This window comes from Paenibacillus sp. FSL R5-0701, from assembly GCF_037973995.1.
Taxonomy (GTDB): Bacteria; Bacillota; Bacilli; order Paenibacillales; family Paenibacillaceae; genus Paenibacillus.
Genome location: NZ_CP150230.1, coordinates 2,509,578 through 2,525,337, shown reverse-complemented (window position 1 = coordinate 2,525,337; position 15,760 = coordinate 2,509,578). Strand labels below are relative to the sequence as shown.

12 protein-coding genes are annotated in these 15,760 nt (G+C 46.4%); all 12 read right to left on the bottom strand.

The genetic code is table 11. The features are described 5' to 3' along the window. Window positions 1–189: 189 nt before the first annotated feature. Entirely contained in the window at window positions 190–2,928 is a 2,739-nt protein-coding gene (locus MKZ13_RS11735; RefSeq protein ID WP_339184115.1) for a DNA translocase FtsK, read from the bottom strand. Window positions 2,929–3,018: 90 nt separating this feature from the next. Then, a complete protein-coding gene (locus MKZ13_RS11730; RefSeq protein ID WP_221824146.1) occupies window positions 3,019–3,249 on the bottom strand; it encodes a YlzJ-like family protein in 231 nt (76 codons plus the stop codon). After that, window positions 3,246–3,953, bottom strand: a complete 708-nt coding sequence (locus MKZ13_RS11725; RefSeq protein WP_339185384.1) for an ATP-dependent Clp protease proteolytic subunit — start codon at window positions 3,951–3,953, stop codon at window positions 3,246–3,248. The genes MKZ13_RS11730 and MKZ13_RS11725 overlap by 4 nt, the downstream gene beginning before the upstream one ends. 274 nt (window positions 3,954–4,227) lie before the next feature. Further along, window positions 4,228–5,907, bottom strand: coding sequence for a ribonuclease J (locus MKZ13_RS11720; RefSeq protein ID WP_076208870.1), 1,680 nt, complete (start codon window positions 5,905–5,907; stop codon window positions 4,228–4,230). Between the two features lie 476 nt (window positions 5,908–6,383). Further along, entirely contained in the window at window positions 6,384–7,262 is an 879-nt protein-coding gene (gene dapA, locus MKZ13_RS11715; RefSeq protein WP_221824148.1) for a 4-hydroxy-tetrahydrodipicolinate synthase, read from the bottom strand. Window positions 7,263–7,309: 47 nt separating this feature from the next. After that, window positions 7,310–8,530, bottom strand: coding sequence for an aspartate kinase (dapG, locus tag MKZ13_RS11710; RefSeq protein ID WP_036670402.1), 1,221 nt, complete (start codon window positions 8,528–8,530; stop codon window positions 7,310–7,312). A 303-nt stretch (window positions 8,531–8,833) separates the two neighbouring features. Continuing rightward, window positions 8,834–9,430, bottom strand: a complete 597-nt coding sequence (locus MKZ13_RS11705) for a dipicolinate synthase subunit B (protein ID WP_076208872.1) — start codon at window positions 9,428–9,430, stop codon at window positions 8,834–8,836. Continuing rightward, window positions 9,427–10,326, bottom strand: a complete 900-nt coding sequence (gene dpsA / locus MKZ13_RS11700; protein WP_076208873.1) for a dipicolinate synthase subunit DpsA — start codon at window positions 10,324–10,326, stop codon at window positions 9,427–9,429. The genes MKZ13_RS11705 and dpsA overlap by 4 nt, the downstream gene beginning before the upstream one ends. Before the next feature lie 157 nt (window positions 10,327–10,483). Next, window positions 10,484–10,930: a dUTP diphosphatase gene (gene dut, locus MKZ13_RS11695; RefSeq protein WP_221824149.1), complete on the bottom strand. Its 447-nt coding sequence runs from the start codon at window positions 10,928–10,930 to the stop codon at window positions 10,484–10,486. Then, window positions 10,890–12,173, bottom strand: coding sequence for a pitrilysin family protein (locus MKZ13_RS11690; RefSeq protein ID WP_062833834.1), 1,284 nt, complete (start codon window positions 12,171–12,173; stop codon window positions 10,890–10,892). Before MKZ13_RS11690 ends, dut begins: the two co-directional genes overlap by 41 nt. A 99-nt stretch (window positions 12,174–12,272) precedes the next feature. Then, on the bottom strand, window positions 12,273–13,268 hold the full coding sequence (locus tag MKZ13_RS11685) for a polysaccharide deacetylase family protein (RefSeq protein ID WP_339184110.1): 996 nt from the start codon (window positions 13,266–13,268) through the stop codon (window positions 12,273–12,275). A 175-nt stretch (window positions 13,269–13,443) separates the two neighbouring features. Beyond that, complete coding sequence (pnp, locus tag MKZ13_RS11680; RefSeq protein WP_101313440.1) at window positions 13,444–15,546, bottom strand: polyribonucleotide nucleotidyltransferase; 2,103 nt, start codon at window positions 15,544–15,546, stop codon at window positions 13,444–13,446. Window positions 15,547–15,760: the final 214 nt, after the last annotated feature.

The window sequence follows — 15,760 nt, the reverse complement described above, 5'->3', positions numbered from 1 at the left end:
TCTACCTTTCTCTTGTGGGATTAACAGAATCGCTAAGGTTATTATGACAAGCCTGCTTGTTTCCTATGCACCAAATCATCCGATCTTTGGAGTAGATGGCAAAACTTCAGTCTACTGAGCAAGCAAAAAGCCCTCAACCAATACGGTTGAGGGCTTAAACGATTCGTTGTAACCATGTTACATGTTACACTACGAGCTTATTTTATTCTGCTGATACTGTTCAAGTGAAACCAGTACTTCCCTTGGTTTGCTACCCTCGTAAGGACCAATAACGCCCCGGGTTTCCATGGAGTCAATCAAACGTGCGGCACGGGTGTATCCTACTCGCATTCGACGTTGTAGCAGAGAAACAGACGCTTGCTTGGCCTCCAGAATAATCTGTACTGCCTTTTCGTATAACTCGTCCTGTACTTCATCTTCAGCTTGGATAGAGTCGTCCACCTCAGGTACAAGGGACTCATCATACTGTGCTTCACCTTGACCACGTACGTAGTTTACAATATTCTCGACTTCTTCATCGCTCATAAATGCACCTTGTACACGAACCGGTTTTGATGCGCCCATTGGCATGAACAACATGTCTCCACGGCCCAACAGTTTCTCAGCCCCACCCATATCCAGAATCGTTCGGGAATCGACTTGGGAGGATACGCCGAAGGCAATCCGCGATGGAATGTTAGCCTTGATTACCCCGGTAATAACGTCAACAGAAGGACGTTGTGTGGCAATAATTAGATGGATTCCGGCTGCACGAGCCATCTGAGCAAGTCGTGCAATGGCATCCTCTACATCTCCGGCTGCAACCATCATCAGATCTGCAAGCTCATCCACAATGACAACGATATAAGGCAGAACAGCCGCAGGATTATCTTTCATCAGATTATTGTAACCCTCGACGTTACGTGTGCCTGATTTGGAGAACAGTTCATATCGTTTCTCCATCTCAACCACAATCTTTTTGAGAGCAAGTGACGCTCGTTTAGGATCAGTTACTACTGGTGCCATCAGATGTGGAATTCCGTTATATACGTTCAACTCAACCATCTTGGGATCGACCATCAGGAACTTCACTTCATCCGGCTTGGCTTTGTACAATATGCTGGTAATAATTCCGTTAATACACACCGACTTACCGGAACCTGTAGCACCCGCGACCAGCAAATGGGGCATACGAGCCAAGTTACCAATAATCGTCTGTCCCGAGATATCTCGGCCAAAGGCAATGGTCACTTTGGATTCTGCATCCTGGAACGTTGCTGTCTCCATTACTTCACGCATCGTTACAACCGATACTTCACCATTAGGTACTTCGATACCAATCGCAGACTTTCCGGGAATCGGTGCTTCCATCCGAATATCTTTTGCCGCCAGAGCCAACGCGATATCATCAGTTAGGCTGACAATTCTGCTGACTTTAACACCAATATCAGGTTGAATTTCATACCTTGTAACAGCAGGGCCCCGGACCACTTCAAGCACTTTGGCACGAACACCAAAACTCTCCAGTGTAGCTTCCAGCTTGCGTGCTGTCTGCATATAATCCTTCTGGTCACCCGCCTTGCCCCCATTGTTTGGCTTGGCAAGGAGACGGAATGATGGCAGCTTGTACGGCTTAGGAGGTGGCGGTGTTGGTTTCACCGGTGGTGTGTCCTGCCCTTCAGGAGTTGGAGTATCTGTTCCCTGCATTGCATCATTAGGTACTTCTTCTCCACTCTGAATCTCATCCACAGCATTCATCCCGTTTGTACCCGCATCGGATGCAGACCACTCCGTCTCTACCAGTTCATCCGTTATTTTAATGGCATGCTCGTCCTGTTGTACTACGTTTGGATCGGCCAGATTATCCGGGAAAGGATAAGCATCGTCCAGATCATCTTCAATGCTTGCCTCTTCTGTTCTGACGTGCTCGAAAAAGTCTCGAATGATCGGCGCTGAGTTAGGTTTAGCCTGAACAGGAACACGTGATGAAGCTGATTTGTTCACTACGTCTTCGGTCGCATCCTGCCACGCCTCTACATTGTGATCTTGTTCGGCGCGGTACACAATCTGTTCTGTTTCTGCCGAATCGACCTCATCCATTTCACGTCCTGATGTCGCCTGTTCCCGTTTAGCTCCCCATTTTCCGAAAAGTTGGAAGAATATGGGCGCTTTTCGTTTTGGCAGATGCTGTTCCTCTAATTCATCCTCATACTCGTCTTCGTCATCTTCAACAGGAACAGGCACCACTTTACGAGCGTTACCTTTCTTCCTTCCATCAGATGCTGAAGCAGAACGTGCAGAGGGCCTCGACTCCAGCTTCTTGTACATCGAACTCCCGGCATCCCAAATCTTGGTTCGGAATATTCGAATCAGATCCACATAAGATAGACTTGTAATCAGCATAAAACTGATGATAAACATGACAATCATGATGAGTCTCGCCCCAAGACTGCCGAACAGCCACAGGAAAAGAGCAAATTGCCCAGCTCCAAGATAACCACCGCTGATGTCCTTGTTCAGCATGGAGTCCCTCTCACCTGGCGCAGCAGGGGTTAGCAACTCGGTTTGCATATCATTATGTACCTGCGTAATCACAGCACCAGGCTCAAGCGCACCAACCGGAATGAGCTTCTGGTGCATTGCAGAAACAGTACTCATGAGAGTTAAAGCAAAGACCAGCAAAACAAGTCCTGTCTTGCGTGTGGTCCAGCCACTCGGCCATTTCCGGTGAATCATCACCATGAGACCATAATAAATACCAACAAGTGGAATCGCAAAATAAAACTTACCAAGCATCAGTCCGAACATCTTGGAAAGCGAACGTCCAACGGTGGCTTCACCCGATAATGCTATGACAGCAAGGGTAATAAGCACAATCCCGTAAATTTCATATTTTAAAACGCCACTAAAACCAGCGCCCTTTTTTTTCCTCTTTTTTCTTCTGGCCAAAATCAGGTCACCCCCAGAAGAATATTATACCATACAAATATAATCCGTACATATGTTCTTTTTCTGCTCAATTTGTCTGAATTCGTCGCGTTATGCTGGTCCCAAGTTACCCGAAAGCGGAATGGTCGAACCGGGCATATTAGCAGGATTCAGATAGGCTTCAAGTGGACAATCCAGCAAACGTACAATAACGGCTTCATTGTCATTAACAGGTCTCACCTGCATTAATAATCCATTCATCTTGATCTCTCTCGTATCTTCACTCTCTTTCCACATGCCTGACCATAATTGTTCAGGGGGCATCACGGTATATAATGTCATTGGGTGTAACCTCCCGCTTGCAGAGTCTGTCTCTTGTCTCCTATGAGCTGATTTAACTGCGCAATGGCCTGACCAATGCCGCCAACTGCATCCATTAGTCCATATTTCACTGCATCTGCGCTTCCTACAGCTGTACCAATATCCCGGTTCAACTCACCGGTCTTAAACATCAGTTCCTTGAACATCTCTTCAGATATATTTGAATGTGAAGTGACGAAACGAACAACCCGTTCCTGCATTTTCTCCATGTACTCAAATGTCTGAGGTACACCAATGACAAGACCGTTCATCCGAATGGGATGGATCGTCATCGTGGCACTTCCAGCAATGAGAGAATACGTCGAAGCTACAGCGATCGGAACTCCAATGCTATGCCCGCCTCCAATGACCACAGTAACCGTAGGTTTGCTCAGAGAAGCAATCATCTCTGCAATAGCCAGACCCGCCTCTACATCTCCACCTACCGTGTTCAGAATGATCAGAATACCTTCAATACGCTGATTCTGCTCTGCAGCGACAAGCTGTGGAATAATATGCTCGTACTTTGTTGTTTTATTTTGTGGTGGCAAAATTAAATGCCCTTCCACCTGTCCAATAATGGTCATACAGAAGATGTTCGATTCGCCTGCTGGCGACTGTGTCTGCCCAAATTGCTGAATAGCCTCCGTCACGGGAGAGATGTCCTTCTCCTCCCTGATCGGCATTTCCGGTGCTTCAACCTCCGGCTGATTGGATTTTGACGCCTGCTTGTCATTCATACGTTCATTCATTTCATTAATCCCCTTCTCCAGAAACATTTAATGTATTTCCTTAGTATGGGGAATTTTCCAACCGCCTTATACCCGCAACATCAAATTGCCTCACATTGTGGCAATCTCCTTGAAAAACGCAAAAAAAGCCCCTTCTCTACGAGGAACCGTCCAATATTACTCGTAGAGAAGGGGCGACTGTGTGCCTGAATATATGTTTTTGCTTATTTTAAACTTCCATAATGATTGGCAAAATCATCGGTCTACGACGAGTTTGCTCATACAGGAAGCGTCCCAATGCATCTTTAACATTCGTTTTGAGTGAAGCCCACTCGTTAACGTTCTCACTCATCAACTTCTGCAATGTGCTGCTAACGATCCGGTTAGCCTCATCCAGTAGTCCTTCCGATTCACGTACATACACAAATCCGCGAGAGATGATGTCAGGACCGGAAACAATTTTTCCATCCTGTTTGCTCAGGGTTACCACAACAACAAGGATACCATCTTGTGACAACAATTTGCGGTCACGAAGTACAATGTTACCCACATCGCCTACACCCAAGCCATCGATCAACACATTACCTGCAGTAACTTTACCCGCTCTACGTGCTGCTCCACCTTGAATTTCAATCACTTCACCGATATCCGTGATGAAAATGTTCTCAGGTTCTACCCCTACAGATTCAGCAAGAACCGCGTGGCGACGCTGCATACGGAATTCACCGTGAATTGGCAAGAAGAATTTCGGTTTCATCAGGTTGAGCATCAGTTTCAGCTCTTCCTGGCTACCATGACCAGATACGTGGACGCCACTGTTAGCACCGCTGTAATGCACGTTAGCACCCAGACGGAACAGTTCATCAATCGTACGGCCTACATATTTTTCATTACCTGGAACTGGTGTTGCTGCGATAATAACGGTATCACCTGGCAGGATGTCCACTTTACGGTGTGTGGAACGAGCCATACGTGTCAGTGCTGACATTGGCTCTCCTTGACTTCCTGTACAGAGAATTACGACACGATCAGCTGCCATCTTACCTACTTCTTCAGGTTCAATGATCATGCCATCCGGAATCTCAAGATAACCCAGTTCTGAAGCAATACCAACCACATTCACCATGCTGCGTCCGATAACTGCAACTTTACGTCCAGTCACTTCTGCTGCATTGATCACTTGTTGGATACGGTGTACGTTGGAAGCAAATGTCGCTACAACAACACGTTGACTCGCTTTACGGAAGATATCTTCCAGAACGATACCCACATTTTTCTCCGATGGTGTGAATCCAGGTTTCTCAGCGTTTGTACTGTCGGACAACAGCGCTAACACGCCATTTGTTCCGATCTGTGCCATACGCTGAAGATCTGCATATTGACCATTGACTGGAGTATGGTCGAATTTGAAGTCACCTGTGTGAACAACTGCACCTTCCGGTGTTTCGACACATACACCAACAGAATCCGGAATACTATGGTTAGTAGCGAAGAACGATGCTTTCAGAACAGATCCAAGTTGGATCTCGGAATCAGCATCAATCAGAATACGTTTTGTTTCACCCAGCAAATTCGCTTCTTTCAACTTGTTTTCTACAAGTCCAAGCGTAAGTCTTGTTCCGTATACAGGAACATTCAGATGTTTGAGAACATATGGCAGACCACCAATGTGATCCTCATGTCCGTGAGTAAGGATAATTCCTCTTACTTTGTCACGGTTCTCAGTCAGGTAAGAAATGTCAGGGATGACAATATCAATACCAAGCATATCTTCTTCCGGGAATTTAAGACCAGCATCTACGACTACAATGTCGTTGGCGTATTGGATGACGTACATATTTTTACCAATCTCGCCTACGCCGCCCAAAGCAAAAATCATCAGTTTATCGTTATTATTTTTCTTAGACAAATGAATCTAAACCTCCTATGGTAGTTGGACGTCGTACCTTATTATTTATTGTAAGTTAAGAAAAGTAGTCCATACATCACATACCCACCTATCGGGATGAATGCAAAAGAACACCTTTATTCACGATATTTGGAAGAAGTTCTTCGAAGTTATTCCCTTTGACCAACAAGTTGGATTTGAAATTCCCTCTTAGCCGTTCCTTCCTTTTTCACCGCAAAGCTACACCACGAAACGATGTCGCTTTCAATTTCAAAAAAATACCGCACCCAGTCACTTGACATCATTATACATGATTAAAAACAAAAAAAACAAGTCACTCTCTCGTTAACCTGTAGGTTTCCCCTTAGCATTCGAAAAGAAACCTCACATTACTCGTAAAAAAAAGAACCGCAGCCTCTACGAAGAGGAGCGGTTCTTTTGCTGATCTGAAGGATATTCCCATGATTAATAAAATAGTCCATAAGCAGCCAAAATGATTACAAATTAAGCAAACCTTTGATATAAACCTGCTCCTCTTCCGTTGGCGGAATAAGGGGCAATCGTACAGAACCAACGTCTAGACCACGTAATGTCAGCGCATATTTCACCGCTACCGGGTTTGGTAGAGGCTGTGGACACTCAAACAGGCCTTTGAACACTGGGAACAACTGCTGATGAATCTGAGCAGCCTCAAGAGGTGCTCCGCCATAGAAGGCATCAATCATTTTCTTCATTTCTGCCCCTACGACATGACTGGCCACACTGACAATTCCATGTGCTCCAACCGCAATCGCTGGTAAGCCTGAAGCATCATCACCGGAATAGACTCTGAAATTCTCTGGAGCACTTGCTGCAATCAGCGTAACCTGCTCCATAGACGCACATTCCTTCGTAGCGACGATATTAGGTATCTGCGCAAGACGAAGTGTTGTCGCTGCTGACAGGCTGGTTACAGTCCGCCCAGGCACGTTGTAGAGCATAATTGGCAGCTTGGTAGAGCCTGCAATCGCTTCAAAATGTTTGAACAAACCTTCTTGGCTAGGTTTGTTATAATACGGAACTACCAACAATATGCCATCCACTCCGGCACGTTCAGCTTCCTGTGTCAAATGGATGGAATGTGCCGTGTTATTGCTTCCCGTTCCGGCTATAATTTTGCACCGACCGGCCGCATGTTTCACTGCAAATTCGAATAATTGAACTTTCTCAGTATCACTAAGTGTTGGAGACTCCCCTGTTGTTCCAGAAACCACAAGCGTCTCCGACTTTTGATCTGCAATCAGATAGTCGATTAGACGTGCCGTTTCCTCCCAATGAATCTCTCCTTGTTCATTGAACGGAGTGACCATTGCTGTAATCAATCTTCCAAAGTCCAATTCGATTCCTCCTTCAAAACAGGTTTGGCTCCTCTAACTTCAGTTATTTACAAATGAAGTTCGAATGAGGCGTGAAGTGCCCTCAGGGCCTGAACCATATCTTCTTTTTTTACGAGTACCCAGATCGTTGTATTCGAATCTGCCGATTGCAGGATCTGAATGTCTGCCAGTGTCAAGGACTCCACGATTCGAGCCATAATTCCAGGTACACCATTAATGCCTCCGCCAATGACGGACACTTTGGCACAACCGGACAAGCTTTGTGGCTTGAGACCTATCTCCTGCAATACCTGTATGGCTTTCTCGGAATCACTGTCAAAAACCGTATAGACAACTCCCGAGGGGGTAACATTAATAAAATCAACACTGATTGAATTCTCTGCCATGGTTTTGAACACTTTAAGTTGCAATCGATCTGCACCACCACCAGGCACATCCACCGTAATTTGCGTTACATTGCTCACGTAGGCGATGCCTGTTACATAACGGTCAACAATGCCTGTCTGCACATCCTGAAATCCTTCCGGATGCGTAACCAGCGTTCCTTCCGTGTCTGCAAAAGTAGATCTTACCCGCACTGGAATTTGGGATTGCATCGCAATCTCAACCGCACGTGGATGGATTACCTTGGCCCCGTGGTGGGCCATGTTACAGATCTCTGCATAACTCACAACAGTCAGTGGACGTGCATCCTCAACAATTCGCGGATCAGCGGTAAGTATCCCGTTCACATCTGTGTAGATATCCACCATTTCAGCACGTAATGCTGCACCGAGAGCTGTAGCAGACGTATCACTTCCCCCACGACCCAGTGTCGTGAAGTCTCCGTTCTCTGTCTGCCCCTGGAATCCGGTTACAACAACGACACGGCCGAGCTGAAGCTGCTCCAACACACGAACAGGACGGACATCCAATATCCGGGCATTCCCGAAATTGTCGTCCGTCACAAAACCTGCTTGTGCGCCGGTCAGCACTGTAGTTGGAATGCCTTCATGTTCGAGTAAACTGCTCAACGTTGTCGCAGATATGATTTCACCACAGCACAGCAGTAAATCCTTTTCGCGTGCGGATAGTGCGTTTCCGTTCTGTGCAGCCCAGTCCAGCAATGTATCAGTCGCATATGGCTCGCCGCGGCGGCCCATCGCAGACACAACGATGACCAGACTCAATCCTGCTTCAAGTTCACGTTTAACGTGACGGAGCACATGCTCTCTCGCCTGAACAGTGGAGAGAGACGTGCCTCCGAATTTCTGTACCATGATACGCATCTTTATTCCTCCATTTGTGTACGCAAGAAGACTGGACACGGGTCAAATCAACAAATGGATCACTCTAGGGAGCGTTCTGATGCGATAATTTCAGCATTTTATACGAGGTCATGACGCATACATTCACAATAGACCTCTCCCGCTTGCTTAACCTGTACTGCCCGCAAGCAGGAATGCCTTATATACAGGAACGTGGACATAGTAGCTGTTCAATCCAGCATATCGTCCCCCATGATTTTCTTTGTCTCTCGAACCCCTTCATTTCTCCAAGCGCATAAACGTTGTCACCGAATCATTGTTCCATCAAGCCTGTGAAGAACGCTCCACAATCATCGGCTGCAACTGTTTGCCCTCAAGAGCACTCCAGCAAGCCTCTGGAATCAATTCCATTTTGGCGACTAACGAGTTTGGTTTTTTCATTGGATCGTCCTGCCCAAATGGCACAAAATACAAATATTTGGCCACGAGCAATTTGGCGATATTCGCAGCATTCAAGCCCAGACCGTCATTCGTGGAAATCGCGAGCACAAGCGGACGCTGATTGCGCATCTGCGCTTTGGCGGCCATTAGCACTGGACTGTCGGTCATCGCATTAGCCAGCTTGCTTGTTGTATTCCCTGTGCATGGAGCAATCACCAGCACATCAAGCAACTTGGAAGGCCCTAATGGCTCCGCTTCAACAATTGTAGAAATGATATCATTACCTGTTATATCTTTCAACTGTTTTTGCCAATTTTGCGCCGTACCAAAGCGTGTATCCGTCGTCAGAACCGAATTCGAAATAATCGGAATGACGTTGGCACCTTCAGCTACGAAGCGGCTAATTACCGGCATAACCTCTTCAAACGTACAATGAGAACCCGTAATTGCATAACCTACCGTTTTTCCCTGCCAGTTCATGATTTAACCTCCCGTGCGTTCTGTTCTTCCAAAAGCAAACGGATCAACGCGTCGGCAATAATGCCGCCAGCCGTTTTGGGAGCAACAATGCCGGGGAGGCCAGGCGCAAGTAGCGCTTTGATACCGCGTTTGTCAGCATACCTGAAATCACAGCCGCCAGGAGCGGATGCGAGGTCGATAATGACAGCCTTTTGCGGCATTCTGGACAGGATTTGTGCTGTGATTATCATAGTCGGTATCGTATTAAAAAGCAAGTCAACTTCCCCGGTTTGAGCGGCCAAATCCGTTGTCATGAAAGGCTTCCAGCCCATTATTGTAGCGCGGGCAGCATCCTCTTCCCGCCTGATTCCCACCCGTACATTTGCTCCAAGTCCCTGCAATGTTTTGGCCATTGTGAATCCTGTTCGACCAATGCCAAGCACAATGCATTCCGAACCATGGATTGTGAAGTCCGTCTCCCGAATAGCTATGGCGATGGCTCCCTCAGCTGTTGGAATAGAGTTGTAAAGTGCAATATCATCACGATCAAGTACTTCAACAAGTCGCAGCCCATTTTCAAGACAAAGTTCGCGCAGGAACGGCTTTGCCATACCTGTGAACACAATACAATGCTCTGGTAATGCTGCAATATGTTCCTTTTTCAAATAGATCGGTGTGTCACTGAATGAAGTACTTACTTTCCCCTGATCATCGCAACCGACGACAGGCAGTACCAGTACATCTGCGGAAGCAAACACTTCGTCCTCCAGTTCCTGGTGCTCAATCCCTGGAATGGAACGCTCTATTTTATCGAAACCCACCACACTTACCGTTGCATCCAGCTCAGCGCACTTTTGAATGACTTCAAGCTGCCGCGCATCTCCGCCCAGGACTACAATCCGGACTCCGGTCAGCATCGGGACGTCACTCCTTTCACCACATGTATGCCTTATCGTATGCAAGGGCCCACAGGGGGGTGAAAACAATAATTGCATTCCACCGTCCGTTTCTCGAATGTAAAAAAGAGCCGCCCCTGTCAGGGACGACTCTAAAGAATGGGTATATTTACGCTGCTTATTTCCCGGTATGACCAAATCCGCCTTCGCCACGTACCGTTTCCGAAAGTTCATTCACTTCCGTCAATTCAACCGCAGGCACGGTCTGGAAGACAATCTGTGCGATGCGCTCTCCCCGTACAATCGTGAACGGTTCCTGACCCAGATTAATCAACAGCACTTTAACTTCTCCGCGATAATCCGCATCAATGGTCCCCGGTGTGTTAAGGCAGGTAATACCATGTTTGAATGCCAGTCCGCTCCGAGGACGGATCTGTGCTTCCAATCCAGCTGGCATTGCCATCGCAAGTCCGGTAGGAATCAGCGTACGCTGACCCGGGTGCAATACAACATCTTCCTGAAGTGCAGCTACTACATCAAAGCCGGATGCCAGCTCCGACATTTTTTGAGGCAGTTTAATATCTTCATTGCCCGGCAGTTTCTGTATTTGAACGTAATGCAACAAAATCATCCCTTCTCAATCCAGCGATCGTCTTATCTGAAGCGCCAACCATAGCAAGTGCAAAAGGCTCAGCAAACATCAGATCAAGTACCGCGTTAATATCGTCCATGGTAACTTGCTCAATTTTGGTGATCATCTCATCCAGCGTATGGTGTCTGCCCAGCATGAGTTCGTTTTTACCCAGACGATTCATGCGACTGCCTGTGCTTTCCAAGCTCAGAATCAAGCTGCCTTTCAGCTGTTCTTTTCCTTTACGAAGTTCATCTTCGGACAAGCCGTTAACAGCCAGGTCGCGCAGAACCTCTTTGGTCAGATCGAGCACTTCTTTGGTCTGTTTTGGTGCTGTACCCGCATATATCGTGAAAAGTCCGCTGTCCGCATGAGAGCTATGATAGGAATACACGGAGTACGCAAGACCCCGTTTCTCACGAATTTCCTGGAACAGTCTGGAGCTCATGCCTCCACCAATGGCGTTATTCAGAACAACCATAGCGAATTGCAGCGGATCACCGATTTTACAGCCCGGGAACGAAATACAGATATGATTCTGTTCCGTTTTCTTTTTGTGAAAGAGCTGTCCACTTTGGAAGGCTGGCATCGTGACTGCTTCCGTTACCCCATTTACATCAAAAGCACCAAAATGCTTCTCCATCAGATCGATTACACTGTCATCAATATTACCCGCGATACTAATGACCGTGTTCTCAATCGTGTAGTGCTCCTTCATATATGCACGCAGATGACTGGAATCCATCGCTTTGAGACGTTCTTCCGTACCCAGGATTGGGTATGCGAGTGGATGCTCACCATAGGCGGCCAAGGCCATCAGATCATGAACCATATCATCCGGCGTATCTTCATACATTGAGATTTCTTCCAGAATGACGTTTTTCTCCTTGATCAATTCACCATCATCCATTTTGGAGCGGAAAAACATATCAGACAATACATCAACCGCAATCGGCAAATGTTCATCCAACACTTTAGCATAATAACACGTGTATTCTTTGGAAGTGAACGCATTCACGTTACCGCCAATCGCATCGAACTGCTCTGCAATCGCCTTGGCATCATAACGATCTGTTCCTTTGAACAACATGTGTTCAATAAAATGTGATACTCCGTTACTTGCAGGTTGCTCATTGCGCGAACCTGTCTTGACCCATATTCCGAAAGACACAGAACGGCAGGTCGGTATCTGTTCCATGACAACTCTGAGGCCATTGCCCAGCTGAATTTTTTTCATGGTTGGCCCTCCTACATCTCTATAATTGCCTTGATCTCAACCTTGAAATTGAAATCGACATTTGGTTCCAACTGTTTGATATTAACAAAAAAACAACGTTCACTCAACCGCAGACGTATTTACACGTTCCGAAGACAACGTCTCACTTACTGTTCCGAGCACCAGACCTTTGGCCCGTATGGATTGAATCATGCCCTTTAAAGCTCCCGAAGAAGCAGCTGTAGGGTGCATTAGAATTAACGTGCCTGCCTCGGTATTTTTTGCAATTTTAGCAACAACGGCATCCGGGCTTGGCTTACGCCAATCCACAGTATCTACTGTCCATAACACGGTTTGCAGCCCCATGGATGAAGCAATGTCAACGGTCTTCTGATTAAAGTCACCGGAAGGCGGAGCAAACCAACGATTCTCTACACCCAGTGTTTTATGGAGCAGATCCTGGGTTTTGCTAATTTCCAGCTTGGCCCGTTCTGCGCTCAATCGACTCATATTCGGGTGAGAATACGCATGATTGGACATCTCATGCCCACGCTTCTGAATTTCTTTGGCCAGTTCAACGTTTTTGCTTAACCAACTTCCATCCAGAAAAAAAGTAGCCTTCACTTTCTCGGCATCGAGCGTATCCAGCATCGGTTTAATGTATTCGTTCCCCCAGGCCACATTAATCATAAAAGAAACCATCGGTTTGTTTGCATTTCCCCGATAGATCGGATGTGCACCCAAATCTTTAAGCTGAATCTCCGGCTCAATCTGACGGTAGACATACGCTATTTTGGTATTCAACGTTCCACTCAGCGCCTTACGGTATGTCGCTTCCACATCAATCTCCATGCCATTATAACCAGGAATTGCTTTCCATACCCGATCCACTCTGGCATTCACCGGAGCAATTTTCGTTTCAGCCGCTTTATCCCGAATCGCAGACAACAGCGCATCTTCTCCAGTTGCTTCCTTAAACATGTCAAAAGCATTTTGCGTACCTGGCCCATCACGGATCTCCGTAATGTATGTACGTACACTGCCAACTTGTCCGATCAATATGACCGCAGTCACACCCGCCAGAACAGCCGTCAGCTTTTTGGATTGGTTTCCCACAGCTCCATCCTCCCGCCGTCTTTGTCCCCATCATATGAGGACAAGGGCAAGAATATGAATGCTAAGCCATGTTTTCATCCTTGCTTTACGTATTTAAACGTTAAAAAAAGAGCCAGAAATTCACATTCTGTCTCTTCATTCAATCTATCCATTTATAACCTGTCGCTTCGGTATCCTAGGATTGAGCCGGAGCTTCAGCAGTCAAAACTGCTTTACGGGACAAGTTGATTCGACCTTGTGGGTCAATTTCCGTTACTTTTACCGTAATGGAATCACCGATAGCTACAACATCTTCCACTTTGGCAACACGTTCAGTTGACAGTTGCGAGATGTGTACCAGACCTTCTTTGTTCGGAAGTACTTCAACAAATGCACCGAATTTTTCTACGCGTTTTACTTTGCCGACATAAATCTCGCCGACCAATACTTCGCGCACAATACCTTCGATGATCGCTTTGGCTTTATCATTCATCTCCTGGTTGGAAGAAGCGATAAAGACACGTCCATCCTGTTCAATATCAATTTTAACACCGGTTTCTTCGATGATTTTATTGATAATTTTACCACCTGCACCGATAACATCACGGATTTTGTCCGGGTTGATATGCATCGTTGTAATTTTAGGTGCATATTGTGATAACTGCTCACGTGGAGTTTTCAAAATTTCGTTCATTTTGCCCAAAATGTGCATACGACCTTCTTTGGCTTGCGCCAATGCATCAGACAAAATTTGACGATTAATACCAGCAATTTTGATGTCCATTTGGATTGCAGTTACACCTTCAGGTGTTCCAGCTACTTTAAAGTCCATGTCACCGAGGTGATCTTCCATACCTTGAATATCACTCAGAATGGATACATGATCTCCATCTTTGATCAGACCCATAGCTACACCCGCAACTGGAGCTTTGATTGGTACACCTGCATCCATCATAGCTAAAGTGCTGGCACAGATACTTGCCTGAGATGATGAACCGTTGGATTCCAGAACTTCAGATACCAAACGAATCGTGTATGGGAAATCCGTTTCGGAAGGAATCACTTTGGAAAGCGCGCGCTCACCCAGAGCACCATGTCCGATTTCGCGACGGCCTGGAGCACGTAATGGACGAGCTTCACCTACGCTGAATGGTGGGAAGTTATAGTGATGCATGAATCGTTTCGTTTCTTCAAGACTGATTCCGTCCAAAATCTGAACATCACCCAGTGCACCCAGTGTACAAACGCTAAGTGCTTGCGTTTGACCGCGCGTAAACAGTCCTGTACCATGTGCACGTGGCAACAGAGATGTATCACATTCAATTGGGCGAATTTCAGCAAGTCCACGTCCATCCGGACGAACTTTATCATGCGTAATCAGACGACGCACTTCTTCTTTGACGATATCGTGCAGAACTTCCTTCACGTCTTTGAACAATTCCGGACTTTCAATATATTTCTCTTCAAAGTGAGCAACGGTTTCGTCATTCACTACATCGATTGCATCTTGACGAGCATGTTTCTCGGCGATTTTAACCGCTTCGACCAGACGAGCGCTGGCGAATTCACGCACGCTGCTGTTAACTTCAGTATTAACGGTACGCAACTTAACAGCCATTTTTTCTTTTCCAGCAACTTGCACAAGTTGTTCGATTACAGCAATAATATTTTGGATCTCATCATGTCCAAACATGATTGCTTCGAGCATCACTTCTTCCGGCACTTCGTTTGCTTCCGCCTCAACCATCATGATGGCATCTTTGGTTCCTGCAACGACCAGTTCAATATCACTGACTTCAAGCTGTGCAATCGTTGGGTTAATGATGAACTCGCCATCAATACGTCCAACTTTCACGCCACCAATCGGTCCGCTGAATGGAACATCCGAAATACTCAATGCTGCCGATGTACCAATCATTGCAGCAATTTGCGGTTCGCAATCCTGATCCACACTCATAACGATATTCAGAACTTGTACATCATTCCGGAAGCCTTCCGGGAACAAAGGACGAATTGGACGGTCTGTCAGACGGCTTGAAAGAATGGCTTTCTCACTCGGTCTGCCTTCACGTTTAATAAATCCTCCCGGGATTTTACCTACGGCGTACAATCTTTCTTCATAGTTCACCGTTAATGGGAAAAAGTCCAGATCTTTCGGCTCACTTGATGCTGTCACGGTACACAATACCACGGTATCCCCGTATGTTACCTTAACGGCAGCATTAGCCTGCTTGGCCAAACGCCCGGTCTCAAGCGTAAGCTTTCTTCCACCAAGCTGCATTTCAACACGCTGTTCCATGAAACCCCTCCTTATATTCGTTCCTAATTCAATGGATTCTGCATATTTACAGTATTTCCTGCTTGTCCTGCATTCATTAGCTATGTATGGAACTTTCAACATGCTAACCTGCACAACAAAAGCTCCTCACGGAGCCCCATCTACAAATATATGGCAACATGTTCATCTACAAAACAACCCGGCTGTAGGTTCCGCTTGTCCTTTTAGACAAAAG

Excerpts from the sequence above, each read along its gene's own strand:
- MKZ13_RS11730 (WP_221824146.1), bottom strand. The coding sequence starts at position 3,249 with ATGACATTATATACCGTGATGCCCCCTGAACAATTATGGTCAGGCATG.
- dpsA (WP_076208873.1), bottom strand. The coding sequence starts at position 10,326 with ATGCTGACCGGAGTCCGGATTGTAGTCCTGGGCGGAGATGCGCGGCAG.
- pnp (WP_101313440.1), bottom strand. The coding sequence starts at position 15,546 with ATGGAACAGCGTGTTGAAATGCAGCTTGGTGGAAGAAAGCTTACGCTT.
- dapG (WP_036670402.1), bottom strand. The coding sequence starts at position 8,530 with ATGCGTATCATGGTACAGAAATTCGGAGGCACGTCTCTCTCCACTGTT.
- MKZ13_RS11690 (WP_062833834.1), bottom strand. The coding sequence starts at position 12,173 with ATGAAAAAAATTCAGCTGGGCAATGGCCTCAGAGTTGTCATGGAACAG.
- MKZ13_RS11725 (WP_339185384.1), bottom strand. The coding sequence starts at position 3,953 with ATGCCGATCAGGGAGGAGAAGGACATCTCTCCCGTGACGGAGGCTATT.
- MKZ13_RS11705 (WP_076208872.1), bottom strand. The coding sequence starts at position 9,430 with ATGAACTGGCAGGGAAAAACGGTAGGTTATGCAATTACGGGTTCTCAT.